The organism is Tessaracoccus lapidicaptus, from assembly GCF_001693815.1.
GTDB classification, from domain to species: Bacteria; Actinomycetota; Actinomycetes; order Propionibacteriales; family Propionibacteriaceae; genus Arachnia; species Arachnia lapidicapta.
In genome coordinates this window covers 315,861-340,899 of sequence record NZ_MBQD01000020.1, presented here as the reverse complement: position 1 = coordinate 340,899, position 25,039 = coordinate 315,861, and the positions used below count along the sequence as shown (strand labels likewise).

Annotated in this window: 25 protein-coding genes and 1 pseudogene; 8 read left to right on the top strand and 18 right to left on the bottom strand. The window is 70.1% G+C overall.

The genetic code is table 11. From position 1 onward, the window contains the following. The 5 genes from BCR15_RS06900 to BCR15_RS06880 form a co-directional block, all read right to left on the bottom strand. Window positions 1-537, bottom strand: coding sequence for an HIT family protein (locus tag BCR15_RS06900; RefSeq protein WP_068751437.1), 537 nt, complete (start codon window positions 535-537; stop codon window positions 1-3). Further along, window positions 530-2,566, bottom strand: a complete 2,037-nt coding sequence (gene thrS, locus BCR15_RS06895; RefSeq protein WP_078919554.1) for a threonine--tRNA ligase — start codon at window positions 2,564-2,566, stop codon at window positions 530-532. The genes BCR15_RS06900 and thrS overlap by 8 nt, the downstream gene beginning before the upstream one ends. A 73-nt stretch (window positions 2,567-2,639) precedes the next feature. Beyond that, window positions 2,640-2,924, bottom strand: coding sequence for a GNAT family N-acetyltransferase (locus BCR15_RS06890; protein ID WP_068751436.1), 285 nt, complete (start codon window positions 2,922-2,924; stop codon window positions 2,640-2,642). A gap of 9 nt (window positions 2,925-2,933) precedes the next feature. Beyond that, entirely contained in the window at window positions 2,934-3,341 is a 408-nt protein-coding gene (locus BCR15_RS06885) for an aminoacyl-tRNA deacylase (protein WP_305113106.1), read from the bottom strand. A 34-nt stretch (window positions 3,342-3,375) separates the two neighbouring features. After that, entirely contained in the window at window positions 3,376-4,257 is an 882-nt protein-coding gene (locus BCR15_RS06880) for an EamA family transporter (RefSeq protein ID WP_068751435.1), read from the bottom strand. A 189-nt stretch (window positions 4,258-4,446) separates the two neighbouring features. On the opposite strand from BCR15_RS06880, the gene BCR15_RS06875 reads away from it, so the two are divergent. The 3 genes from BCR15_RS06875 to BCR15_RS06865 all read left to right on the top strand — a co-directional run bounded on the left by BCR15_RS06875 (window position 4,447) and on the right by BCR15_RS06865 (window position 8,008). Further along, window positions 4,447-6,195 carry a hypothetical protein gene (locus tag BCR15_RS06875; protein WP_068751434.1) on the top strand — a complete coding sequence of 583 codons (1,749 nt, stop codon included), beginning with the start codon at window positions 4,447-4,449 and terminating at the stop codon, window positions 6,193-6,195. 29 nt (window positions 6,196-6,224) lie between these two features. Next, the gene (locus BCR15_RS06870; RefSeq protein ID WP_068751433.1) at window positions 6,225-7,469 is read left to right on the top strand and encodes a beta propeller repeat protein; all 1,245 of its coding nucleotides are present in this window, start codon (window positions 6,225-6,227) and stop codon (window positions 7,467-7,469) included. Window positions 7,470-7,567: 98 nt separating this feature from the next. Then, entirely contained in the window at window positions 7,568-8,008 is a 441-nt protein-coding gene (locus tag BCR15_RS06865; protein ID WP_068751432.1) for a PTS sugar transporter subunit IIA, read from the top strand. A gap of 2 nt (window positions 8,009-8,010) precedes the next feature. Here the strand turns inward: BCR15_RS06865 and BCR15_RS06860 are convergent, their stop codons facing one another. Genes BCR15_RS06860 through lpdA form a run of 3 tightly spaced genes read right to left on the bottom strand, consistent with a single transcriptional unit; the run spans window position 8,011 to window position 11,154 of the window. Next, window positions 8,011-8,964 carry an aldo/keto reductase gene (locus tag BCR15_RS06860; RefSeq protein WP_068751431.1) on the bottom strand — a complete coding sequence of 318 codons (954 nt, stop codon included), beginning with the start codon at window positions 8,962-8,964 and terminating at the stop codon, window positions 8,011-8,013. Window positions 8,965-8,982: 18 nt separating this feature from the next. After that, window positions 8,983-9,750, bottom strand: a complete 768-nt coding sequence (locus tag BCR15_RS06855; protein ID WP_068751430.1) for a glucose 1-dehydrogenase — start codon at window positions 9,748-9,750, stop codon at window positions 8,983-8,985. A gap of 3 nt (window positions 9,751-9,753) precedes the next feature. Further along, window positions 9,754-11,154, bottom strand: coding sequence for a dihydrolipoyl dehydrogenase (gene lpdA / locus BCR15_RS06850; protein ID WP_068751429.1), 1,401 nt, complete (start codon window positions 11,152-11,154; stop codon window positions 9,754-9,756). Between the two features lie 91 nt (window positions 11,155-11,245). Here lpdA and BCR15_RS06845 point away from each other — a divergent pair, with 91 nt between their 5' ends. Then, a complete protein-coding gene (locus tag BCR15_RS06845) occupies window positions 11,246-12,784 on the top strand; it encodes a helix-turn-helix domain-containing protein (protein WP_068751428.1) in 1,539 nt (512 codons plus the stop codon). Here BCR15_RS06845 and pdxY read toward each other — a convergent pair whose 3' ends face one another. Further along, a complete protein-coding gene (pdxY, locus tag BCR15_RS06840) occupies window positions 12,785-13,642 on the bottom strand; it encodes a pyridoxal kinase PdxY (protein WP_068751427.1) in 858 nt (285 codons plus the stop codon). 101 nt (window positions 13,643-13,743) lie between these two features. On the opposite strand from pdxY, the gene BCR15_RS06835 reads away from it, so the two are divergent. After that, window positions 13,744-14,514, top strand: coding sequence for a glycerophosphodiester phosphodiesterase family protein (locus BCR15_RS06835; protein ID WP_068751426.1), 771 nt, complete (start codon window positions 13,744-13,746; stop codon window positions 14,512-14,514). Window positions 14,515-14,575: 61 nt separating this feature from the next. Beyond that, on the top strand, window positions 14,576-14,917 hold the full coding sequence (locus tag BCR15_RS06830; RefSeq protein ID WP_068751425.1) for an RNA polymerase-binding protein RbpA: 342 nt from the start codon (window positions 14,576-14,578) through the stop codon (window positions 14,915-14,917). On the opposite strand, the gene BCR15_RS06825 is transcribed toward BCR15_RS06830, so the two are convergent. From BCR15_RS06825 to lnt, 3 genes are read right to left on the bottom strand one after another with little or no spacing between them, the layout of a single operon-like run. Beyond that, a complete protein-coding gene (locus BCR15_RS06825) occupies window positions 14,911-15,426 on the bottom strand; it encodes an FxsA family protein (RefSeq protein ID WP_068751424.1) in 516 nt (171 codons plus the stop codon). The two genes, BCR15_RS06830 and BCR15_RS06825, sit on opposite strands and share 7 nt — an antisense overlap. Further along, window positions 15,423-16,199, bottom strand: coding sequence for a polyprenol monophosphomannose synthase (locus BCR15_RS06820; protein WP_385898678.1), 777 nt, complete (start codon window positions 16,197-16,199; stop codon window positions 15,423-15,425). The genes BCR15_RS06825 and BCR15_RS06820 overlap by 4 nt, the downstream gene beginning before the upstream one ends. A gap of 10 nt (window positions 16,200-16,209) precedes the next feature. After that, on the bottom strand, window positions 16,210-17,724 hold the full coding sequence (lnt, locus tag BCR15_RS06815; RefSeq protein WP_068751497.1) for an apolipoprotein N-acyltransferase: 1,515 nt from the start codon (window positions 17,722-17,724) through the stop codon (window positions 16,210-16,212). 53 nt (window positions 17,725-17,777) lie between these two features. Here lnt and BCR15_RS06810 point away from each other — a divergent pair, with 53 nt between their 5' ends. Then, window positions 17,778-18,668, top strand: coding sequence for a 5'-3' exonuclease (locus tag BCR15_RS06810; protein ID WP_228383407.1), 891 nt, complete (start codon window positions 17,778-17,780; stop codon window positions 18,666-18,668). Here BCR15_RS06810 and metW read toward each other — a convergent pair. From metW to BCR15_RS06795, 3 genes are read right to left on the bottom strand one after another with little or no spacing between them, the layout of a single operon-like run. Next, window positions 18,658-19,260 (bottom strand): methionine biosynthesis protein MetW, encoded by a 603-nt coding sequence (metW, locus tag BCR15_RS06805; protein WP_068751422.1) that lies wholly within the window; start codon window positions 19,258-19,260, stop codon window positions 18,658-18,660. The two genes, BCR15_RS06810 and metW, sit on opposite strands and share 11 nt — an antisense overlap. Then, window positions 19,257-20,399, bottom strand: coding sequence for a homoserine O-acetyltransferase MetX (gene metX / locus BCR15_RS06800; RefSeq protein ID WP_068751421.1), 1,143 nt, complete (start codon window positions 20,397-20,399; stop codon window positions 19,257-19,259). The genes metW and metX overlap by 4 nt, the downstream gene beginning before the upstream one ends. Before the next feature lie 34 nt (window positions 20,400-20,433). Next, window positions 20,434-21,150 carry a VIT1/CCC1 transporter family protein gene (locus tag BCR15_RS06795; protein ID WP_068751420.1) on the bottom strand — a complete coding sequence of 239 codons (717 nt, stop codon included), beginning with the start codon at window positions 21,148-21,150 and terminating at the stop codon, window positions 20,434-20,436. Window positions 21,151-21,234: 84 nt separating this feature from the next. Here BCR15_RS06795 and BCR15_RS06790 point away from each other — a divergent pair, with 84 nt between their 5' ends. Further along, entirely contained in the window at window positions 21,235-21,420 is a 186-nt protein-coding gene (locus tag BCR15_RS06790) for a hypothetical protein (RefSeq protein WP_068751419.1), read from the top strand. A gap of 1 nt (window position 21,421) precedes the next feature. On the opposite strand, the pseudogene BCR15_RS06785 reads toward BCR15_RS06790, so the two are convergent. The 3 genes and pseudogenes from BCR15_RS06785 to BCR15_RS06775 form a co-directional block, all read right to left on the bottom strand. After that, window positions 21,422-22,701: pseudogene (locus BCR15_RS06785) on the bottom strand (O-acetylhomoserine aminocarboxypropyltransferase/cysteine synthase family protein). Between the two features lie 77 nt (window positions 22,702-22,778). Beyond that, window positions 22,779-23,489, bottom strand: coding sequence for an alpha/beta fold hydrolase (locus BCR15_RS06780; RefSeq protein ID WP_068751418.1), 711 nt, complete (start codon window positions 23,487-23,489; stop codon window positions 22,779-22,781). 49 nt (window positions 23,490-23,538) lie between these two features. Continuing rightward, on the bottom strand, window positions 23,539-24,903 hold the full coding sequence (locus BCR15_RS06775; RefSeq protein ID WP_068751417.1) for an L-serine ammonia-lyase: 1,365 nt from the start codon (window positions 24,901-24,903) through the stop codon (window positions 23,539-23,541). Between the last annotated feature and the right edge of the window lie 136 nt (window positions 24,904-25,039).

Below are 25,039 nucleotides of genomic sequence, written 5' to 3'. Positions count from 1 at the left end.
TCACTCCTCCCAGGCGGCGGCGAGCAGGTCCCGGGCATCCCCCAGCAGCTGGGGCAGGGCCCTCGTCCGGGCCACGATGGGCAGGAAGTTCATGTCCCCCGTCCAGCGCGGGACGATGTGCTGATGCAGGTGCATCGCGATACCCGCTCCGGCCACTTCGCCCATGTTCATCCCGATGTTGAATCCCTGCGCCCCGGAGACGCGCCGGATCACCCGCATCGCCCGCTGGGTCAGCTGCGCGATCTCCACGGTCTCCTCGGGCGTCAGGTCCGGGTAGTCGCTCAGGTGCCGGTATGGGCACACGAGCAGGTGCCCGGGCGAGTACGGGAACAGGTTCATCACCACGTAGGCGTACGTCCCCCGCGCGACGACGAGCCCGTCCGCGTCCTCGCGCCGCGGTGCGCTGCAGAAGGGGCACTCCCCCGGGTGCGTCGGCTTGAGGTCTCCCTGGATGTAGACCATCCGGTGCGGCGTCCACAGGCGCTGGAAGGCGTCGGGGACGCCCGCCAGAGCGTCCGTGGACTCCACCTCAGGCATCGGCGCTGGGTGAGCTGTTCGTGCGCGAGCCGATGATGTCGATGATGTGCGCCACGGCCTCGTCGACAGGCACCTGGTTACGCTGTGAGCCGTCGCGGAACCGGAACGAGACCGCGCCGGCGTCCCGGTCGTCGCCGCCGGCGATGAGCACGAACGGCGCCTTCTCCTTCGCGGCGTTGCGGATCTTCTTGCCGAATCGGTCGTCGGAGTCGTCGAACTGGACCCGGACGCCCGCGGCCCGCAGCCGGGCGACGACGCCGTCGAGGTAGTCGTTGAACTCCGCCGCGACGGGGACCGCGACCACCTGCACCGGCGACAGCCACGCGGGGAAGGCCCCCGCGTAGTGCTCGATGAGGACGCCCATGAAGCGCTCGATGGACCCGAACTTGGCCGAGTGGATCATCACGGGCCGCTGCCGGCTGCCGTCGGACGCCGTGTACTCGAGCTCGAACCGCTCCGGCTGATTGAAGTCGTACTGGATGGTCGACATCTGCCATGTGCGGCCGATGGCGTCCTTGGCCTGGATGGAGATCTTGGGCCCGTAGTAGGCGGCGCCGCCCGGATCCGCCACGACGGGCAGACCGGACTCGTGCGCGATGGCCTCGAGGATGGCGGTGGCCTCGGCCCACTGCTCGTCCGACCCGATGAACTTGTCCGCCTTGCGGCCGTCCTCGTCGCGGGTGGACACCTCGAGCGCGACATCCGTCAGGCCGAAGTCCGTCAGCAGCGACAGGATGAAACGCAGCAGGTGGCGCACCTCGTCGGGGGCCTGTTCCTTCGCGCAGTAGCTGTGCGAATCGTCCTGCGTGATCGAGCGCACCCGGGTGAGGCCCTGCACCACGCCGGACTTCTCGTCGCGGTAGACAGTGCCGAACTCGAAGAACCGGAGAGGGAGCTCGCGGTACGAGCGGCCGCGCGAGGAGAAGATGAGGTTGTGCATGGGGCAGTTCATCGCCTTGAGGCGGTACGCCTGCCCGCCTCGCACCACGGCCCCGTGTTCGTCACGCTCGGCGTCCTCGAGGAGGGGCGGGAACATGCCGTCGGCGTAGTACGGCAGGTGCCCCGAGGTGTAGAAGAGGTCCTCCTTGGCGATGTGCGGCGTCCCGACGTAGTCGAAGCCCTCCTCGATGTGTCGGGTGCGCACGTAGTCCTCCATGGCGCGCTTGATGACGCCGCCGCGGGGATGGAAGAGGGGCAGGCCGGAGCCGACGACCTCGTGGAAGCTGAACAGGTCCAGCTCCACGCCGAGCTTGCGGTGGTCGCGCTTGGCGGCCTCCTCGAGGCGGTGCTGGTAGGCCTGCAGGTCGTCCTTCGACGGCCATGCGGTGCCGTACACGCGCTGGAGGGCGGTGTTGCGCTGGTCGCCGCGCCAGTAGGCGGCCGACGTGCGGGTCAGCGCCCAGCCGTTGCCGAGGTATCCGGTGTGCGGGATGTGGGGACCGCGACACAGGTCCTTCCAGGCGACCGAACCGTCCCGGCGGACGTTGTCGTAGATGGTGAGCTCGCCGGCCCCCACTTCCACGCTGGATCCGTCGGCGTCCGTGGACGACCCCTTGTCGGCGATGAGTTCGAGCTTGAAGGGCTCGGCCGCGAGCTCGCTCCGGGCCTCCTCGTCGCTGACGACGCGGCGCACGAAGCGCTGCCGTTCCTTGACGATCTGGCCCATCTTCTTCTCGATGGCCTTGAGGTCCTCGGGGGTCAGCGCGTCCGTGGCGAAGTCGTAGTAGAAGCCGTCGGTGATCGGCGGGCCGATCCCGAGCTTCGCGTCGACGTGGAGGCTCTGCAGGGCCTGGGCGGTGACGTGGCCGGCCGAGTGGCGCAACACGCTGAGCCCTTCCGGGCTGTCGATGGTGACGGGCTCGACGACGTCGCCGTCGTTCAGCTCGCGGGCGAGGTCGCGCAGTTCACCGGCGACCCGCATCGCGACGACGGTGCGGTCGTCGCCGAACAGGTCGAGACCCGTCGTCGTGGTGGTCAGCGTCACCTGTTCCGCGTCGTCGGTACGGCGGACGGTGATGACTCCACTCATCGGGTCTCCCTCGGATGTGCTGACAGGACAAGGCCATTCTGCCCCTGGCGGGGGCGCCCCGTCACCTCGGGCGTCAGGCGCGCAGGTCGGCGTACTCCGGGTGCCGGTCGAGGTAGGTGGCGATGAACGGGCAGGTCGGCCGGATCATCAGGCCGGTGTCGGCCGCGTCCGCGACGGCGTGGGCGACGAGGCGGTTGCCGTAGCCGTTGCCCCCGTGCGCCGGGTCCACCTCCGTGTGATACATGTCCATGACGTCGCCATCGATCCGGTAGTCGACCCGTCCGATGAGCTCGTCACCGAGCCGCAGTTCATAGCGGTTGCGGGCGTCGTTCCTGGTCACGGTCGTCTCGTCGCTCATGGCGCGAGACTACCCGGCGGAGATGGGGGCCACCAGCGCCCGGGTCACCCTGACCAGGTCCTCGAGGGTCAGCTCGACGTCGAGGCCGCGCCGCCCGCCCGAGACGAAGATGGTGTCGTGACGTCGCGCGGAGCTGTCCACGACGGTCGGCAGCGCCCGCTTCTGCCCCACCGGGCTGATGCCGCCCACCACCATGCCTGTGGCGCGCTCCGCGGCGGCGGGATCGGCCATGGCCAACCGCTTCGCGCCGAGGGTGGCGGCCAGTGCCTTGAGATCGAGCGCGTGGTCCACGGGGACCACTCCCACGACCAGGCGGGTGCCGTCAGTGGCGAGGAGCGTCTTGAACACCCGCCCGGCGGGCACGCCGAGCGCCGCCGCGGCCTCGAGCCCGAAGTTCCGCTCCCTGGGGTCGTGCACATATTCGTGTACGCGATAGCCGGCGCCTGCTTGATCAAGCGCCTTCAACGCGGGTGTTCCCGACGGTGATCTGGCCACGTGCCCTCCTCGTCGCCGCTGTCCGGATCGCGCCCGCCGACGCGGCGATGACCGCGGCCATCGCCAGCCACTCCAGCGGGCGCAGCCATTCTCCCAGGACCAGCCAGGCGAACAGCGCCGCGGCGGCCGGCTCGAGACTCATGAGCACCCCGAACGTCCCCGCGGAGATCGAGCGGCGCGCGTGCAGTTCGAGCCCGTACGGGATGACGGTGCTCAACAGGGCGACCATGGCCATGACTCCCAGGACGCGAGGGTCGCGCCACGCCCCGTCGGCGAGGGCGAGGCCGGGACCGGCCAACAGGAGGACGCCGAACGCGCTGCCGACGGTGAGCCCCGTCGCCCCCTGCCAACGGCGGCCCAGCGGTCCGGCGAGCGCGATGTAGGCGGCCCACAGGGCGCCGGCTCCCAACGCCAGCGCGATGCCGACGGGGTCGTGCGCGGTCGGTCCGGCGCCCAGGAGCACCACGCCGACGGCGGCGAGCGCCACCCACAGGAGATCCACCGCGCGGCGGGATCCCAGCACCCCGAGCGCCAAGGGCCCGACGAACTCGAGGGTGACCGCCAGCCCGACGGGGATCCGCGCGAAGCTGAGGTAGATCAGCGCGTTCATCCCCGCCAGACAGACGCCGTACCCGGCCGCGACGGCCCAGTCCCTCCGCGATCGTCCGGAGAGGCGTGGGGGCGCGATCGCGATGAACACGACACTGGCGATGGCCCCGCGGAGGAAGGCCAGGGTCGCCGGGTGCGCGAGGTCGAACGCGCCTTTGGCCAGGGACGCGCCGAACTGGACGGAGGCGATGGCGACCAGCACCAGGACGACGGGATGGACGCGGTTCACACCGCGACCCTAGCCCTGCGGGGTGGGGACGTGTCGGGGCCGCCCTCACCTTCGGTCGCCGACGAACTGGACGTTCGTCGGCGGTGATGGTCACCTTCGGCCCGACTGCTGACTAACTTGTGTTCACAGCTGGGTCGTCCGGTGTCGATCGGGGCAAACGGTCCTGCCAGCGGGGTCTACGGTCCCCCCGTGACGAGACTCCTGACCCTCTGGGCGACCGTGGCAGTCGCCCTCGCCGCGCTGACGCCGGCGCTGCCCGCGCAGGCCGAGACCAGCGGGATCGCCTCGGGCGTCGACTCCGCGCGCGGCTGCGTGTACAACGGCTTCGACTACGTGCCGCCGGCCTCCGGCATCGCCGTCGGTCCACACTGCTTCTCGACCCCCGACGCCTCCGGAAAGCCTGTCGTCGCGGCGGTCGACCCGGGCAAGACCGCCGCGGATCTGGCCGCGGTCCAGCGCTGGTCGCCGCTGCATCCGGACCACTACGTGGCGGAGGGCACGATGGCCACGCGCCTGGTGGGGTCGGCTCCCCGCGCCACCAACTCCGCCGCCATCGCCAAGTTCGTCTCCGACGCACTCCCCCGCAAGTACCTACCCGACACGCTCGATCCGTGGCTGCGGATGGGGGTCAACGTCGGCGGCGGCGTCCACGCGCACGACAACATCCCGATCTACACCGTCGACTCGTCGAACCCGCACCAGTGGTTCGCCACCTTCGTCTCCACCGACGCCCGCGTGGTGAACTTCCCGCGCCTGGTCCAGGTGACCACGGGGCGGCTCCCCATCCCGACCTGGGCCAAGCCCTCGGACGGCGGGGACCGAGCGTTCGCCACGTTCGACGTCGCCACCGGCATCATGCGCGGCTACTACGGCGTCACCAAGGGCGGCACCAGCGGCAACGAGTGGCACTTCGCCGCCTCGGGCTACTGGTACGGCGACCCCACGACCAGGACGGCCGGCCCGGACAACTACTGGCTCGGCTATCTCACCGGCTCCAGCTCCGTCATCGGCATCAGCAATGAGTTGACCCAGATCGGTGCCGAAGAGGTGCGCCGGGGCGAGATCAACCACATGGTCTCGGTCACCTTCCCCGACTATCTCAAGGGCACCATCTCCTTCCCGGCGAAGCAGACCGACGGTGGGCTCGACCCCGCCGCATTTCCGGCCGCACCGGCTGCCGGGCAGGTGTTCACGTTCCCCCGCGGCTTCGACGTCGACGCCTACGTCAAGGCCAACGCCATCGATCCGACGATGGCCGCGGTGATGCGGGCGGTGAAGAAGTACGGCGGAATCGTGGCGGACCGCAACGCCTTCGTGATGGCTCTGAACTTCGAGCACCCCTACGGCATGGGCGACGGGGTCAACCCGTGGAAGACGGATCCCGTCCTGTCCGCGCGCATCAACGGGCTGAAGCAGAACGCCTTCCCGTGGGCGCTGACGGAGTGGCTGCCCGTCGGCTACGCCGGCCACCTCACCAACGCCGCGGACCAGGCACCGGCGCCGAGCGCTCCCACGGCACCCGCCGTCGAGCAGCCGCGGCCCACGGGCGTCTACTACAACCCTGGCTACGCGACCTCGGGCGGACGGAAGTGGTTCACGCGGTGCGAGCCCTACAGCACCACAGAGCGCTGCTTCGCCTACATCTGGGCCACCGAGGTCGTCCAGACCCGGACCGGATGGAGCACGCGCTGGAACTGGGTGTTCAACAACCTGTCGTACCTTCCGGCCACCCGGGCGAGCTGGGGATCCAACCCGCTCGCCAACACGGGCACCTTCACCTCCGGCGGTCGGTCGTGGAAGACGTCGTGCGGCGACGAATGGACCGGGGACAACGGGTGCCGCGCGTTCATCCGCTCCCGCGTGCCGGTCTACCGCGACGGTAACTACCGCTACGAGGACCGCTGGGTCTTCAACAACGTCATCGCCTTCAACGGCTGACCCTCCTCCCCCCACCCCAAGGAACATCCATGCTCAGAACCCGCCTGGCCGCCACCGTCGTGGCAGCCGCCGCCCTCACCGCGCCCCTGGTCGGCCCGGCCGATGCCGCGCCGAAGGTCCGCTCAGCCTCCCCGTTGGCTGCCGGCATGACCTTGTACGCCACTCACCCGATGGCGTCGCGGACGGCGTTCGACATCTACGCCCCCAACGTCGTCAGCGGGGGCACCTACTGCGAGCCTCTGAAGGCGACGGACACCACTCGCCTCTGCCCGATCGGCCAGACGATCACCGACATGAACGTCGACTCAGCTGGCAACCTTGTGGCCGGTTACGGCGACTGGAACTACAACGCCGACTCGTTCACGGTCCCGGAGGGGAGGGTCGCGGCCGTTCCCCTGAACCTCGCCTCTGGGACCTGGGGAGTCCCCCACCTCCTGGGAACTGAGGCGTTCGACGTCGTACGTCGCGCCCCCGACGGGTCGCTCTGGATCCCCATGACCGACCCCAGCAACCACACCACGACCGGCTCCGGTGTGGCCACCAACCAGGGAGGGGCCTGGCGCAACATCGCCGACGGCCAGCACATGTTCCACACGTTTGACGTGGCGGTGGAATCCGACGGCGCCGTGTGGGCTTTCGGTGCGAAGACCGTGACGGGCGTGGGGCAAGCCGGAGTCGCCGCCCGCTCCATCGACGGGGGCGCCACTTGGACCGCCTCCCTGCAGCATCGCGATCCCATGGTCGGCGATTACTCGCGGTTCTACTCCGGTGTCGTCACTGTGGACGGTGCCGTTGTCACCGGCTTGGCGCAAGTCCCGGGCACCTTCACGTTTGACGGCGCGGCGTGGATGACCAACCCCTTCCAGTCCCACACCGAGCATCCGCGACTCCTTGAGCGGTTCGCGGACGGGTACGTCTACGCCAAGTCGTTCACGCCGCGCTATGTCGTCGGCGGCGACGAGCGCCTCCTCACCTACCCGGCGGGCGTTGACGCCGGCGCCGCGGTCACGGACTTCTACGTCGATCCCGAGGGAGTGCTGTTCTATCTCGCCGGTACCTCTGTGGTCCGCGTGGACCCTGTGACCCTTGAGTCCAGGCTGATCGCGACGGACGTGTTCGGCACCTCGATCGTCGTGCACGGCGACCGCATCTACTCCGGCTGGCTCAGCGGCCAGATCTTCCGGTCCGTCGCGCTCGACACCGACGGCGTGGCCGACGAACCGACCACCGCCCCGGCCCCCACCAAGGGGAAGGGCGGCGGTCGCAAGGGCTGATCGTCGCGCCGGGCGCGGTCAAGGGTCCGGACACGCCCCGCTGCGGTGGCAACGGCGATAGTCTCGCATCGTCATCGACATCCGAAGGAGTGTGTGTGATGCAGATCCTCGCGCCGTGCGCCGGCAGCGTCGTTCCCATGGCTGAGGTGCCGGATCCGGTCTTCAGCGCGCAGACCGTGGGGCCCGGGGTGGGCATCCGCCCCCGGGCCGGCCGTCAGACCGTCGTCTCCCCCGTCGACGGGGTCCTGCTCAAGGTGAGCCCGCACGCCTTCATCGTCCTCGTGGGCGGCGACACCGGCATCCTCGTGCACGTGGGCATCAACACGGTGCGCCTGGCCGGCGAGGGCTTCGAGGTCCACGGGCAGCAGGGCGCCACCGTGGCGGCGGGCGCTCCGGTGGTCAGCTGGGATCCCGCGACCATCACGGACCCGGACATGGACACCACCGTCGTGGTCGTGGTCATGGATGCCGCGCCGGACAGCATCAGTGACGCCGCCGTCGGCGACGTCACCGCCGGCGATCCGTTGTTCGTCAGCTGAGCTCAGGGAGCGAAAAGCTCGTCGACGGCGTCCAGCAGAGCCCGCGGCACCTGGGCCTCGCCGGCCGCGGCGTTCTGCACCACCTGGTCGACCTGGGTCGCCCCGGCGATGACGGACGAGATCGAGGGGCGGCTCAGCAGCCACTGGAAGGTGACGTGGAGCATCGGGACGCCCGCGTCGTCGCAGAGCTCCCGGTATCTGTCGAGCAGGTCCCAGTCGACGTCGCCCAGCTGGGCCGACTTGATGGTGCGCATGCGGCCCTGGCCGCCTCCGTCGGCGGTGTACTTGCCGGTCAGCAGGCCGTTGGCGAGGGGGAAGTAGGGGAAGACGCCCAGGCCGAGCTCGACGGCGGCAGGTAGCAGGTCGAACTCGATGTCCCGCGAGAGCAGGGAGTACTCGTTCTGCGCCGAGATGAACGACTCGTACTCCTCCGCCAGCGAGATGTCCGCGGCCTCGCGGGCCATCGCGCCGGAGAAGTTCGAGTGGCCGATGTAGCGGACCTTGCCTTCGCCGACCAGGTCCGTCAGGATCGCGAGCGTCTCCTCGATCGGAGTCTCCGGGTCCGGGGTGTGCATCTGCAGCAGGTCGATGTGGTCGGTCCGGAGCCGGCGGAGGGAGGCCTCGACGGCGGAGCGCACGTAGCGGCGCGCCCCCTTCGGCCCCCAGGCGTCAGCGCCCGGCATCGCGAAGTCCTGATGGCCGAACTTGGTGGCGATGACCACCTGGTCGCGCCGGTTGTGCAGCGCCTCGCCGAGGAACTCCTCGCTCTGCCCGGGGCTGCCGCCGTAGATGTCCGCCCCGTCGAAGAAGGTGATGCCGTGATCGACGGCCGCGTGGATGACGCGGATGCTGTGCTCAAGGCTCTCCGTCGCGGTCCTGGGGCGGGAGAAGTTGTTGCATCCCATCCCGACGACGCTCACGCGGAGATCAGAGGTGCCGACGTTGCGCTGCTCCATGAAGCCACCCTAGCCGGATCACCAGCAGCAGTAGCCTCCGTCGACCAGGAGGTCCGCGCCGGTGACGTAGCTCGCCGCGGGCGCGAGCAGGAACACGACAGGACCCGCGACCTCCTCCGGCCGCGCAAGGCGACCCATCGGCGTGGTGTCGGCGAACTCGGCCACGAGGTCCGCGACCTCGGCGCGCTGGTTCATGGGGGTGGCGACGTACCCGGGGCTCACGGAGTTCACGCGAATCCCGTGGCCCGCCCATTCCACGGCCAGGGAACGGGTGAGGTGGATGACTGCCGCCTTGCTGGAGTTGTACTGCGCCTGGGTGAGGTTGCGGTTCGCGATGTGTCCGGAGATGGAGGCGATGTTGACGATCGCTCCCCCGCGCCCGTGGGCGAGCATGGCCTGGGCCTCCGCCTGGCAGGCCCAGAAGAGGCCGTCGACGTTGGTGGCGTACACCTCCCGCCACAGCGGCTCCGTGATCTCGAGGGCCGGCGTACCCGCACCGATGCCGGCGTTGTTGACCGCGAGGTCCACCGGCCCGAGCGCGCGTTCGACCTCGGCGATCGCCGTGGCGGCGGCGGACCGGTCTCGGACGTCCCACGCCACGGGTGCCGCCTCACCTCCCAGCGCGCGGATGTCAGCGACCGTTGCCTCGGCACTCGTCCCGCTGCGTGACGCGCAGCCCACCCGTGCCCCGGCCTGGGCCAGGGCCACCGCGACGGCACGGCCGATCCCCTGGGAGGCGCCCGTGACGACGGCGACGCGTCCGCGCAGCGAGAACGAGTCGTCCATGATTCAGAAGTTGATCATGTGGCCGGCGATGCCCTCGACGGCCTCCTTCAGCGCCTCGGACAGCGTCGGGTGGGCGTGGATGTTGCGGGCGACGTCGTCGGCCGTGAGGTCGTACGCCTGCGCCAGGGTCAACTCGGGCAGCAGTTCCGTGACGTCCGGGCCGATCATGTGCGCGCCGAGGATCTCGTTGTAGCGGGCATCGGCCACGACCTTGACGAACCCGGTCCCCTCGCCGAGCCCCCACGCCTTGCCGTTGGCCGCGAACGGGAACTTGGCGACCTTGACGTCGAAGCCCTTGTCGCGGGCCTGCTGCTCCGTGTAGCCGAAGGAGGCGATCTGCGGCTGGCAGTACGTGGCGCGCGGGATCATGTCGTAGTTGATCGGCTGGGTCTCGGCTCCGGCGATGGTCTCGGCGGCCACGACACCCTGCGCCTCGGCGGTGTGCGCGAGCATCATCTTGCCCGTGCAGTCGCCGATGGCGTAGATGTGCGCGACGTTGGTGCGCATGTACTCGTCGATCGCGACGGCGCCACGCTCGGTCAGCGCCACGCCGGTGTTCTCCAGGCCGTAGCCCTCCGTCCGGGGGGCGAAGCCGATGGCCGACAGGAACCGGTCCGCCTCGAGGACCTGCTGCTCGCCGCCGGCCGCCGGGCTCACGGTCACCCGCACCCCCGAGCCGGTGTCCTCGATGCTCTCGACCTTCGTCGAGGTGAGCACGGTGACGCCGAGCTTCTTGTACGCCTTGGCGAGTTCCGCCGACACCTCGGCGTCCTCGGTGGGGACCATGCGGTCCAGGTATTCCACGATGGTGACCTTCGCGCCGTACTGGCTGAGCACGAACGCGAACTCGGTGCCGATGGCCCCCGAACCGCCCACGATGATCGAGTCCGGCACCGAATCGGAGAGGATCTGCTCCTCGTAGGTCACGACGTTGTCCGACAGCGTTGTCCCGGGCAGCAGGCGGGTCGTGGCACCGACCGCGACGATGGCGTTGGTGAAGGTCACCGTGCGCTCCTGGCCGTCGTTGCCGGCGACGCGGATGGTGTGGTCGTCGACGAACGTTCCCCACCCGTCGATCTCCGTGATCTTGTTCTTCTTCATGAGGTAGTGGATGCCCTTGGTCATCCGGTCCGAAACCTGACGGCTCCGGCTGTACGCCTTGCCGTAGTCGAACGTCACCTGGCCCTCGATGCCGAACGTGCCCGCCTCATGCGTGAAGATGTGCGCCAGTTCGGCGTTGCGCAGCAGCGACTTCGTGGGGATGCACCCGACGTTGAGGCAGACACCGCCCCAGTACTTCTTCTCGATGATGCCCACGCGCAGCCCCAGCTGCGCGGCGCGGATGGCGGCGACGTACCCACCAGGGCCCGCACCGAGGACGACGACGTCAAAATCAGAGCTCATGGCGCCCACTGTAGTGCGACGCGTCGCCGCGCGTCGGGCCGTCTGCCAGCAAAACCGATGGCCCATCTCACTCATGAGATAGTCTGGCCGGATGAGTGCGACGAGTGAGTCCATCGGAAGGATGATCCGGGAGGCGCGGCTGGCCCGCGGGTGGTCGCAGCAGCGGCTGGCCGACGAACTGGGCACCGTCCAGAGCGCGGTGCACCGCATCGAGAACGGTCAGCAGAACCTGTCCCTCAGCATGATCAACCGCCTCGCCGAGGCGCTGGACATGCCCCTCATCCAGACGGCCACCCAGGGCAACGTCAACTTCGAGATCCAGGGGCCCACGAGGCTCAGCGGGGGGATCGATGTGCGCACGAGCAAGAACGCCGCCATGGCGATCCTCTGCGCGAGCCTGCTCAACCAGGGCCGGACCGTGCTGCGCGGCATCGCGCGCATCGAGGAGGTGGACCGGATCAGCGAGGTGCTCACCTCCATCGGGGTGCGACTGACCTGGATCGGCGACAACGACCTGGAGATCGTCCGACCCGGGACACTCACACCCGAGACCATCGACGCGCGGGCGGCCAAGCGCACGCGCAGCATCCTGATGCTGCTGGGCCCGCTCATGCACGAGTTCGAGCAGTTCCTGCTCCCCTACGCCGGCGGCTGCGACCTGGGGGCCAGGACGGTGCATCCACACATGTCCGCGCTGAGCAAGATGGGTCTCACGGTCGAGGCCACGGAGGGCAACTACCACGCCACCGTGCAGCCCATCGAGGGTGTAGAGCGGTCCATCACCCTGATCGAACGCGGCGACACTGTCACGGAGAATGCCGTCATGGCGGCTGCCCGCGCCCCGGGTGTGACCGTGCTGCGGAACGCGTCGGGCAACTACATGGTGCAGGACCTGTGCTTCTTCCTGCAGGAACTCGGCGTGGACATCGACGGCATCGGGACCACCACCCTGACCGTGCGTGGGCGCGACCACCTCGAGGCCGACGTGGAGTACCACATCTCGGAGGATCCGATCGAGGCGATGAGTCTCGTCACTGCCGGGATCGTCACGCGCTCGGGGATCACGGTGCGCCGGTGCCCGATCGAGTTCCTCGAGGTGGAGTTCGCCGTCCTCGACGAGATGGGTCAGCGGCTCGAGCTCTCGCCGGAGTACCGCAGCCGTAACGGCAGGACCCGCCTCGTCGACGTGACGGTGGTGCCGTCGGATCTCGTGGCGCCGCTGGACAAGATCCACCCGATGCCCTTCCCCGGCCTCAACATCGACAACCTGCCGTTCTTCGCGGTCATCTGCGCCACCGCGACGGGCCAGAGCGTCATCTACGACTGGGTCTACGACAACCGGGCCATCCACCTCAAGAAGCTGGCCGACCTGGGGGCCAACATCCAGCTCATGGACGCCCACCGCCTGCTCATCCTGGGCCCCACGAAGTGGCGGGCCCGGGAGATCGAGTCGCCCCCCGCCCTCCGCCCCGCGGTGTGCCTCCTGCTCGCGGCCATGGCCGCTCGGGGCACCACCAACCTCATGGACGTCTACGTCATCAACCGCGGCTACGAGGACCTGCCCCAGCGGCTCAACAAGCTGGGCGCCTCGATCAACGTCTTTTGGGGCACACCGCAGAACGACGCCTGACTAGCTCTCCAGCCGTTCGGCCGTGAAGCGGAACCTGGGCGACACGATGTCGTCCTGGTCGGCCACCAGCCGCAGCTCGGGGTGGCCCGCCGCCGTCGTGGCCTCCAGGACCGAGTAGACGATCGACGCGGTGGCCCCCAGCGCCTCACCGACGTCGCGGGTACGCAGCCAGTGCGCCAGGAACATGGCCGTGGTGAGATCCCCCGACCCGGTGAACTTCCGATCGAGCACGGGCGTCTCGACCTGCCAGGCGCCGTCCGGACCCACGCCGATCATGCGCATCACGTCGTCGGAGGCGTCCGCCCCGACGACCGAGGTGACGACGACGACGCGCGGCCCGCGTGCGCGCAGCGCCTCGGCGGCCGCCAACACGTCGGCGGTCGTGGCGGTGGAGCGGCCCGTGAGGAACTCCAGCTCGAAGAGGTTGGGGGTCATGATGTCGGCGCGCTCGACGACGTGGTCGCGCCAGAACTCCGGGATGCCGGGCCGCGCGTAGAAGCCACGGTCGACGTCGCCCATGACGGGGTCGGCGCAGAACACCGCGTCGGGGTTCCGCTGCCGGATCAGCGCCGCCGTGTCGAGGATCACGCGACCCACCTCCGGCGTGCCCTGGTAACCGCACAGCAGGGCGTCGACCTGCCCGAGCACCCCGCGTTCGTCGATGCCGCGGACCACCTCGGACACGTCGTCGGCGGGGATGAGGGGACCCCGCCACGCGCCATAGCCCGTGTGGTTCGAGAAGTTGACGGTGTAGACGGGCCACACGTCGACACCTGACCTCTGCAGAGGGAACACGGCTGACGAGTTGCCGGCGTGACCGTACGCGACGGCGGACTGGATGGACACAACGGTTGCCATCCGCACATCTATACACCACCGCGCCCTCGACGGCATATCCGGCGGGCCCGCGGAGCCCGACCCTTGGCGAAACCCACAGTCAGCCCATAAGCTGCGACTCTATGGCCGGTGTGCACGAGGACTATCTGTCCCCCGAGTTCATCCCGATGGCCCACCGCGGCGGCGCGTTCCTCACCGCGAACCTGGGCATCGAGAACACTGTGCGCGCGTTCAGCAACGCGGTCCGGCTCGGTTACCGCTACCTCGAGACAGACGTGCACGTGACGCGCGACGGCCACCTCATCGCCTTCCACGACGACGACTTCGCGCGCGTGACCGACGTCGAAGGATCGATGTTGGGCGTGACCCTGGGCGAGGTCCAAGAGCTCCGGGTGGGAGGCCGCGAGCCGATTCCCACACTGGACGAGCTGCTCGAGGTGTTTCCCGAGTGCAACTTCAACATCGACATCAAGCACGCGGCGGCCGCCGCCCCGCTCGCCGAGTGCCTCCGTCGCCACCGGGCGGAGCGGCGCGTGTGCGTGGGGTCGTTCTCCCGCGTGACGATCCGGCGATTCCGCGCGATGCTTCCGCAGGTCCCCACCGCCGTATCGACGGCGGGCGTCGCGGCCATGGCCGTGGGCGGGATGCCGCCGGGTGGTCAGGTGTTCCAAGTGCCGCTCAGCCACACCGTCGGCCCCATGACGGTCGACCTGGTGACGCCGCGCACCGTCCGCCGCATCCACGCAGCGGGCCGCCGGATCCACGTGTGGACCATCGACGACCCCACCACCATGCACCGCCTCCTCGACTGGGGTGTCGACGGCATCGTCACCGACCGGCCGGATTTGCTGAAAGAGGTTCTCAGGGCCCGGGGTATGTGGTCTACTCGGTAGCGGGTCGGAACCGATCGGCCCGTCCGTTCGTTGTTCATGCAGCAGACGAAGGAGGACATTGATGGCTGACCGTGCACTGCGTGGTGTGGGCCTTGGCTCCAAGACATTCGAAGACGAACAGGGCGTCGAGTTCGCCGAGCGCCGCCAGATCGAGTTCGACTGCCCCAAGGGGCACCATTTCGCCGTGACGTTCGCCCTCGAGGCCGAGCTGCCGACCGAATGGGAATGCAAGAAGTGCGGCTCCGTCGCCGTGCGCTCCGACGGAGTGGTCGGCGAGGAGAAGGAAACCAAGCCGGCGCGCACGCACTGGGACATGCTGCGCGAGCGCAGGTCGATCCCCGAGCTCGAGGACATCCTCAACGAGCAGCTGACGAAGCTGCGGGAGTCTGACCGGCTCTACTGACGTTCCGTCGGCGGCTGGTCGTCGTGCTCGATCTCCGGGATGAGGGTCTGCGGCTCCGCGACGACGTCGCCCCGGATCACGCTGGACGGACCGGCCGGCGTGCCGGAGCGCTTCAATGCCGCCGACGCCACCCAAGCGAGCGCCGATCGCATGAACGGGCGGGTGAACGGAAGCAGCAGAAGCAGGCCGATGACGTCGGTCAACAGACCGGGGAGCACGAGCAGCACGCCTCCGATGAGCACCAGCGACGCGTCCGCGAGGCGGCCGGACGGCAGTTCTCCTGACCGGAGCGCGTCCGCGAGACCTGCCCAGGCCTTGCGCCACTCCCGTTGCAGCAGGACGATGCCGATCAGGGTCGTGGTCAGGAGAATGGCGAGCGTCCACCACCCGATCTCCCCCGCGACCCACAGGATCGCGGCGATCTCGGCGAAGACGAGCAGGAAGATCACCAGCCCGACGACGCCGATCTTGAGACCCACCGCGCGGGGCGTCCCCCGCTGCCCGCTCACGCGGCCCTGCGCCCGGCGAGGCGGCGGACGGCGCGGAGCACCTGTCCGATCCGGTGCTCGACGCCCCACAGCGTCGTGCGGATGAGGGCCTCGACGACGATGTTGCGGCTCATCTTCGAGTCGCCGAACTCGCGCTCCACGAACTCGATCGGCACCTCGACGACGCGGAAGCCGTTCTTGAGGGCGCGCCACACCAGGTCGATCTGGAAGCAGTAGCCGGCGGAGGCCACTTCGTCGAGGCTGATGCCGCGCAGCGTGCCGGCCCGGTAGGCGTTGAACCCGCCCGTGGCGTCCTTCACGGGGATGCCCAGCCACAGCCGGGTCCACAATGATCCGCCCTTCGAGATGAGCTCGCGCGTCTTGGGCCAGTTGACGACCGAACCGCCCTTGACCCAGCGCGACCCCTTGACCATGTCGGCACCGGCGTCGATGGCTGCCAGCAGCCGGGGCAGTTCCTCCGGTTGGTGGGAGCCGTCGGCGTCGTGCGAGACGAGCACGCCGTAGCCGTTGTCGAGCCCCCAGTGGAACCCCGCGAGATAGGCGGCGCCGAGGCCCTCCTTGCCCTTGCGGTGCATCACGTGGATGTGGTCGTCGTCGGCGGCCAGCCGGTCTGCGATGGCCCCGGTCCCGTCGGGAGAGTTGTCGTCGGCGACGAGGATGTGCGCGTGCGGCACCGCTCGGCGCAGCCGGGTGGTGATGCTCTCGATGTTCTGAGCCTCGTTGTACGTCGGGATGATGACGAGAACCCGGTCGAGGGCGTCCTGGCTGGTCATGGGCGCCATGCTACCCGGACCTGCCCGTGCGGCGTCGCAGCGCAGCGGCGAGCCCCGCCAGAGCGGCGAGCGACGCGGCCCAGGACGGCCAGGGTCCGAGCGCCACAGCAGGCGTCACGTGATCGCGCAGGGGCAGCGTCACCTGGAAGCTGGCCGCCTCGAACTCGCCCGTGATCTGCTGGACCCTTCCGCGGGCGTCGATGACGGCGGAGGTCGAGTTCAGGGCCGCCGCGGCCACCTCCCGGCGCAGTTCCATGGCGCGGACCCGGTTCAGCACGAGCTGCTGGTGGGGCTCGAAGGTGCCCGCGTAGGTGTTGGTGTTCGACTGCGACACGATGAGATCCGCGCCGGACCTGACGAGGTCGTAGGCCGTGTCGTCGTAGGCCAGTTCGAAGCAGATGAGCGTGCCGACGGTCAGGTCCGGCCGCGTCAGCGTGGGGGCCTCCACGACGCCGGGCCCCTCGCCGGGGATGGACTGCCGGCCCACCTGGCGCAGGATCGGCAGGCGGGGCAGCAGGACGTCGCGGAAGGGGATGTACTCGCCGAACGGCACGAGATTGCGCTTGTGGTACACGTCGCCCGGACCGGAGTCGGGATGCCACCAGATGCTCGAGGTCTGGCGGGAGTCGGGCACGTCCGGGAAGGTGAGGGCCCCGACGAACACCGGAGCGTCGGCCAGCCGCACCGAGAGCTCGACCAGGCGCCGGGTGTCGGCGTCGGTGGCGGGATCGACGTCGGTGGCGTTCTCGGGCCACAGGACGAAGTCCGGCGCCCGATCGGTGGCCCGGGCCTCGGCGAGGGCGAACACTGTCTCGCTCAGGGCGTTGTTGGTCACGGATCGGGCGTAGCTGTCGGTGCCCTTCTCGGCCCGGTTGACGTTCGGCTGCACCATGGCGACCTGCACCTCGCCGCTGGCGGGCGGCAGGGGCGCCAGGTTCGCCAGCCCTCCGACGGCGAACACCGCGGCGGACCCGGCGAGCGCCGGCAAGGCCTTCGGCCGGGAGGTGACTGCGACGAGCAGCAGCTGCGCCACCAGGGCGACGAGATAGCTGACACCGGTGGCCCCGACCCACGGGAGCAGCCCGGACATCGGCTGATCGATCGCCGTGTAAGCCAGGCGCGTCCACGGGAATCCGCCGAAGGGGACGCTGCCCGAGGCGAACTCCATCGCGACCCAGGCCGCAGGGACGAGCAGCGGCCAGGCGCGCAGGGCGGTGAGCCGCGACACCGTCCAGGCCAGCACGGCCCACCACAGCGCCATGAAGGCGATCAGCGCCACGGCGACGCCGGTGCCGAGGACCGACACCCACGACACCGTGAGGGTGTTCATGACGGCCCCCGCCAGATAGCCGAGCCCCAGCGCGGAGCGCGCGGGGCGTGCCGACATGAGCCACGTGAACAGGGCCACCCCGGCCAGTGTCGCGGGCCACAGCCCCATGGGCGCCTGGCCGGCGCCGACGAGCAGCCCGGCCGCGACGGCCAGCGCCGCCGAGGGTGCCGTGGGGAGCGGCGGACGGTCGATCACGAGGCCCAAGAGTACCCGCGTGGACTCGGGTGACGCTGTGCGAGGATGGCGCGGTGAGCACGCTGATGGCCTTCGACACCTCCTACCTGTACTTCCGTGCGTACTTCGGCGTTCCCGCGACCTTCCGGTCGCCGGACGACCGCCCGGTCAACGCGGTGCGCGGCACGTTGGATTTCATCGGTCGCCTGGTCGGCCAGTACACCCCGGACGTGATCGCCTGCGCGTGGGACGACGACTGGCGTCCGGCCTGGCGGGTCGATCTGGTGCCCAGCTACAAGGCGCACCGCGTCGTCGAGGGCGGCTCGGCGGACGAGGAAGTGGTCGACGACGACCTGGCGGTCCAGGTGCCGGTGATCCGGGAGTGCCTGGAGGCGCTGGGGCTGCCGGTCCTCGGGGTGCCGGACCACGAGGCCGACGACGTGCTGGCCTCCCTCGCCCGAGCGCACGACGGCCGCAGCCTCGTCGTCACCGGAGACAGGGACCTGTTCCAGCTGGTCGACGCGGACACGAGCGTCGTCTACGTCGCGCGGTCGGTCGCCAATCACGAGGTCGTCACGCCCGAGACGCTGACGGCCCGCTACGGGTTCCCGCCGGCGCGCTACGTGGACTTCGCCGTGCTGCGGGGCGACCCGTCGGACGGACTGCCCGGGGTCCGCGGCATCGGCGAGAAGAGCGCCGTGGCCCTGGTGTCGGCCCATGCGTCGCTCGAGGCCATCGTCGAGGCCGCGCTGAACCCCGCCTCGGGGATGACGGCGTCGATGCGGGCGAAGGTCCTGGCGGACGTCGACTACCTGGCCCGCGCGCGTGAGGTCGTGACCTGTGTCGATGCGCTGCAGCTGCCACCGCTCACGCGGACGCCGCCGGACCGCGACCGCATCGCCGAGCTGACCACCCGCTGGGGGCTGGGGGGCGCGCTGACCCGCGTCGCCGACCTCATCGCCTAGCGTGCAGCAGGTACAGCGAGGAACTCGCGACCAGGTTGGGGGCGAGGTTCCCCAGCCGGTGGGGGCGGCCCGAGGCGTCGAGCGGGATCCGCGTGTCGATGACCATGCCCAGGCCCGAGAAGAGCGGCTCCAGGTCCGGCAGCGACGAGTGGTGCAGGTTGGGTGTGTCGTACCACTCGAACGGGAGGTCCTTCGACATCGGCATCCGTCCCGAGAGGAGGCGGAGCCGGTTGCGCCAGTGGGCGAAGTTCGGCATCGACACCAGCGAGTGCACGGCGATGCGGCCGATCTCCTGCAGGACGTGGCGGGGATGGCGCACGGTCTGCAGCGTCCGCGACAGCACAACGACGTCGTAGGAGTCGTCCGCGAACTCCCCCAGCTGCCGGTCGAGGTCGAGCTGGATGACGTCGACACCGCTGCGCATGGCGGCGACCAGGTTCGAGGGGCTCATGTCGACGCCGGTACCCGAGCAGCCCTTGCGCTGCAGGAGCCGCAGCAGTTCCCCGTCACCGCACCCGAGGTCCAGGACGCGGGACCCTTCAGGGATGAGGGTCGAGATGAGCCACAGGTCCCGGCGCGCCTTGGGGGTCATGACAGGTCCTCGGCGGCGCGCTCCAGGAACGCGCGGACGGTGGCGTGGTAGTCAGGGATGTCGAGCAGGAACGAGTCGTGGCCCCACGCCGAGTGGATCTCCCGGAACGAGGTCGGCAGGCGCGCTCCCTCCAGGTGGCGCACGATGCGGCGCGAGTGCTCGGTCGAGAAGCGCCAGTCCGTGTCGAAGCTCAGAACCAGGAACCGGACCGGGTCGTCGAGGAGCGCGTCGAGCGCCTGCGGGTCGGCGAACGGGTCGAAGTAGTCCATCACCCTGGTGAGGTACAGGTAGCTGAGGGCGTCGAACCGGGACAGGAACCGCTCGCCCTGGTGTTCCAGATAGCTCTCGATGGCGAAGTCCACACCGAAGTTCTTGGTGAGTTCGCCTCGCTGGGCGGAGCGGCCGAACTTCTCCTCGAAGCCGGTCTCCGACAGGTACGTGATGTGGGCCATCATGCGCGCGACCGCCAGGCCGCGCCGCGGCGCGGTCCCCTCGGTGAGGAACCGCCCCTCGCGGAAGTCGCCGTCGCGCATGATGGCCTGCCGGCCGACCGCGGAGAACGCGATGTTTTGGGCGGTCAGGCGTGACGATGCCGCGATGATGATGGCCCGGCCGACCTCTGAGGGGTGGTCGATGGCCCACTGCAGCGCCTGCATCCCGCCCAGGGAGCCGCCGACGACGGCGGCGAAGCGGTCGATGCCCAGGTGGCGGCCGAGTGCCCGGTGCACCTCCACGAAGTCGCCCATGTCCAGCAGCGGGAAGTCCAGGCCGTACGGTTCCCCCGTGGTCGGGTTGGTCGACGAGGGACCGGTGGTGCCCTGACAGCCGCCCAGGAGGTTCGCGCAGACGACGTACCAGGTGCCGGTGTCGATCGGCTTGCCCGGCCCGATGATCGTGTCCCACCAGCCGGGTTTGGTGTCTCCGTCGTGGAATCCCGCGGCGTGGGCGTCGCCCGTCAACGCGTGACAGATGAACACCGCGTTGTCGCGGGCGTGGTTGAGGGTGCCGTACGTCTCGTAGGCGACGTCCACCTGGCCGAGGGTGGCCCCGCTGCGCAGCGTCAGCGGGTGGGCGTCGTCGAACACGCGAGCGGTGCGGGTCGTCACGAGGCCCACGCTGCGGTCGAGGTGCGTTGTCACGCCCCCATTGTTGCAGCAGTTCCGCGGGGCCCGGTCAGGCGACCGTCACGCCGAGCAGCGCGCCGACGCCGTAGGTCGCGGCCAGGGCGAGGAGGCCACCGGTGGTGACCCGCAGCACGGCGCGGCCGACGGGGGCGCCGCCGAGCCTGGCGCCCACACCGCCTGTCAGGGCGAGCGCGACGAGGACCGCGAGCACAGTGACGGGGATGCGTAGCTCGAGAGGGCTGAGCAGAATGGTGAGCAGCGGAAGGACAGCGCCTGCGAGGAAAGCCAGCGCCGAGGCCACCGCCGCGTGCCAGGGGTTGACCACCTCGTCCTCGGCCAGGTGGAAGCGCTGCGAGAGGTGCGCCGTCACGGCGTGTGCGTCGCCGATCTCGGACACCACACGCTCGGCGGTGGGACGGCTGAGCCCCTGGCGCATGTAGGCCACGACGAGCTCGTCGTCGACGGCCCGCCGGTCGGTGCTCAGCAGCTGACGCAACGCCGCGATGATGGAACGCTGGGAGTCCGCGGCGCTCGAGACCGACACGTACTCCCCCAGCGCCATGGAGATCGCCCCGGCGACCACCGCGGCCACGCCTGCCAGCAGCACGGGGGTGACGGTGTCCGTGGCGGCTGCGACGCCGACGACGGTGGCGGAGATCGAGACGATGCCGTCGTTGGCGCCCAGGACCCCCGCCCGGAGCCAATTCAGCCGACCGGTGAGTGCCGCGGACTCGACGACGTCCGGGGTGGCTGCGCGTGTACTCATGAGCCCATTCGACCACCGGAACGGGCCCGCGTCCAGGCAGGAGAGGCTAGCCTGACCAGGACCATTCCACACGAAGGAGCCGCCATGTCCGAGCACCGCATCCCCGGTCAGAACGCCGACGCCGCCGTCGAGGACAGCGAGCTGACCCCGCGCGAGACCGAGCAGCCGGAGGCGGGGGAACACCTCCACACCTCCGACCACTCGATCGCCGAGGAAGACATCGAGGCGGATCGCCGGCACCAGGCCAGCGACCCGCGCACCACCTCGTAGGTCAGATCCGGGCGAGCGCCTGATCGATGTCGGCGATGATGTCGTCGATGTGCTCGATGCCCACCGACAGGCGCACCATCTCCGCCGGCACCCCCGCCGATTCCAGCTCCTCGTCGGACAGCTGGGAGTGGGTGGTCGACGCGTTGTGGATGGCCAGGGACTTGGCGTCGCCGATGTTGGCCAGGTGGCTGAACAGCTGCAGGGACTCCACGAACGCCGTGCCGGCGGCGCGGCCGCCCTGGATGCCGAACGACACCAGTCCGCCGAACCCACCCTTGAGGATGCGGGTCGCGATGTCGTGCGTCGGGCTCGACGGCAGGCCCGGGTAGCTCACCCAGGCCACCGCCGGGTGCTGCTCCAGGTGCCGCGCGACCGCCATCGCGTTCTCGCTGTGCCGCTCCATCCGCAGGTGCAGCGTCTCGATGCCCTGCAGCAGCAGGAACGAGTTCATGGGCGCGATCGCCGCGCCGGTGTTGCGCAGGAGGACGGTGCGGGCCCGGATGACGTAGGCCGCCGGGCCCGCCGCCTCGGTCCACACGACGCCGTGGTAGGCCGCGTCAGGGGCGGTCAGCCCCGGGAAGCGCTCCGCATGCGCGGCCCAGTCGAAGCGGCCGGAGTCCACCAGCACGCCCCCGAGCGACGTCCCGTGTCCCCCAGGTACTTGGTCGCCGAGTGCACCGCGATGTCGACGCCATGGTCGAACACGCGGGTCAGGTGCGGCGTCGGGACGGTGTTGTCGACGATGAACGGAAGCCCGAGCGCGTGCGCTGCCTCTGACCACGCGTCGAGGTCGATGACGTTGAGGGCCGGGTTGCCGACCGTCTCCCCGAAGACCAGCTTGGTCCGGTCGTCGACGTGGCGCGCCAGGTCGTCGGGGCGGGCGGGGTCGACGAACCGGGCCTCGATGCCGAACTGCTTCAGGGTGTGGGCGAAGAGGGCGTAGGTGCCGCCGTAGAGGGTGGACAGGGCCACGATGTTGTCGCCGGCGTAGGTGAGGTTGAGTACGGCGTAGGTGATGGCGGAGGCTCCGGAGGCGGTCGCCAGGGCCCCGACGCCGCCCTCGAGGGCGTTCACGCGGGCTTCGAGCACGGTCTGGGTCGGATTCATCAGCCGCGTGTAGATGTTGCCGGGGCGGGCCAGCGCGAACAGGTCGGCGGCGTGCTGAGCGTCATCGAACACGAAGCTGGTGGTCTGGTAGATCGGCACCGCCCGCGCGTTGGTGGCGGTGTCGGCGGCCTCCTGACCGGCGTGGACGGCGAGTGTCTCGGGGCGGTACGTCATCGTGGCTCCTCAGCTGGGCGGATCAGCGCCCACGGTAGCGTCGGTGCCGCCGGTCCCGGCAGCCTGTCCGTACGCCGTCAGCGATCAGCCCGGTGGTGCACGGTGGCGGCCCTGAGGATCACGTCGGCCAGGTCTTCCGATCGGCTGAACTGCGGCCAGTGCCCTGACTCGAGGTCGACGTAGGCGACCTCGTCGAGGTGCCGCAGCTCCCCCAGCTGGGCGAAGCCCTCCTCGGACCAGTCCCGCAGCTGCGCGCTGGAGTACTCGGGACACACCATCACGGTGGGGATGGCGTGGCGGCGATCGTCCTGGAGCTGCTGGGTCGCCGACACGAAGTCGGCCGGTGCGGGAGTCATGTGGCTCTCCACCTCCGCCTTCAGCGTCTCGTCGAGATCGGCCGTATCGGGCCCGTCGAAGGCCGCCCATCCGGGGAAGGGGACGACGCCGTCGACCACCTCCAATCCGTCGAGCACCTGCTGACCGTTCGGGATCGGGAACCCGCCCACCAGTACCGCGCAAGCGACCCGGTCGACCCGGCGGTCCGCCGCTGCCCAGGCGACGGCGCAGCCCGCGGAATGCCCCACCAGCACCACCTTGCCGCGCGCGTTGTCGATCTCGGTGACGACGGTGGCGACCAGGTCGGCGTAGGTCGCGCGCCGCGGATCGCCACCGTCATGGCCGGGAGGCGTCACGGCCACGACCCGGTGTCCGGCCGCCGTCAGGTGACCGGCGACATGCGTCCACGACGCGCCGTCCAGCCAGAGCCCCGGAATGAGAATGATGTCCATCGTCGACCTCCCCGTCCCGATCCACGCTACCCCGGCGGACGTTGCGGCGTCAGCACTCGACGACGTTGACGGCGAGGCCGCCGGTGCTGGTCTCCTTGTACTTGGTGTGCATGTCGAGGCCCGTCTGCCGCATGGTCGCGATCACCGTGTCGAGGGAGACGATGTGGCGGCCGTCGCCGTGGAGCGCGAGCCTGGCGGCGGTGACCGCGGTGCTGGCGGCGATGGCGTTGCGTTCGATGCAGGGGACCTGCACGAGTCCTCCGACCGGGTCACACGTCAGCCCGAGGTGATGCTCCATGGCGATCTCGGCGGCGTTCTCGACCTGGGGCGGAGTGCCACCGAGCACCGCGCACAGTCCGGCCGCCGCCATTGCGCAGGCGGACCCGACCTCGGCCTGGCATCCCCCCTCGGCTCCGGAGATGTACGCGTTGGCCTTGATGAGACTGCCGATCGCGGTGGCGGTGAGCAGGAACCGCCGCACCACGTCGGCCCCGGCCTCCGGATGGGCGTCCAGGAAGTACTGCACGACGGCCGGCACGATACCGGCGGCCCCGTTGGTGGGGGCGGTCACGACGCGCTCCCCCGACGCGTTGGCCTCGTTGACCGCCAGTGCGTACACCTGGAGCCATTCCGCGCCCCGCTGACGCCCGGCCTCCTCGTCCTCGAGCAGGCGCATCACGCCGGCCGCGCGTCGCGGCACCCGTAGCGGCCCGGGGAGGTGGCCGCGGGCGTGCAGGCCCGCGTCGATCGACGCCCGCATCGCGGCCCAGATCGCGTCCAGACCCGCGTCGGTGTCCCCGTCGGGGCGGTGGGCGCGCTCGCAGAGCCGCGCGACGTCGGCGATGGAGAGCCCGAACTCGGCGCAGATCCGCATGAGATCCTCAGCCGTGTCGAACGCGACCCCGCCCGCCGCCGGACCGGAGTGGTCGAGTGTGTCCCCGTCGCGCCGGATGAAGCCGCCGCCGACCGAGTAGTACGTCTCCTCCAGCAGGATCTCCCCACCCGACCCCAGCGCCGTCAGCGTCAGGGCGTTGGGATGCGCCGGCTTGCGGGTCAGGGGGGCCAGCCTCAGGTCGTCGCGCCGGAACTCCACCTCCACCGTGCCTCCGACCAGCAGCGGGGCGCCGTCGCGGTGCCCCGACCAGGCGCCGCGGACGTCGCTGGGATCACAAGTCTCGGGGTGCAGCCCTCGCAGGCCGGCGACGACCGCGTCCGGTGTCCCGTGCCCGATCCCGGTGGCGCCCAACGATCCGTACAGCACGCCGGTGATCCGGGCGACAGGGGCGCCCGGCCGGGTGATGCGGGCCGCGAAGTCCGCGGCCGCCCGCATGGGTCCGACGGTGTGGGACGACGAGGGGCCGATGCCGATCGAGAACATGTCGAGCGCCGACACGTAGCAGCCATGATCAGCCATCCGGGTCCTTCCTCCGGGCGTCGTCGCCCCTTGTCGACCAGCATAACCGCCCCGTCTCCGACGGGTCGTAGGAGTTAAGGGGGGGTATCTCCTGACCCCATACCCATATGGGTATACGATCCTTCCATCGACTGAT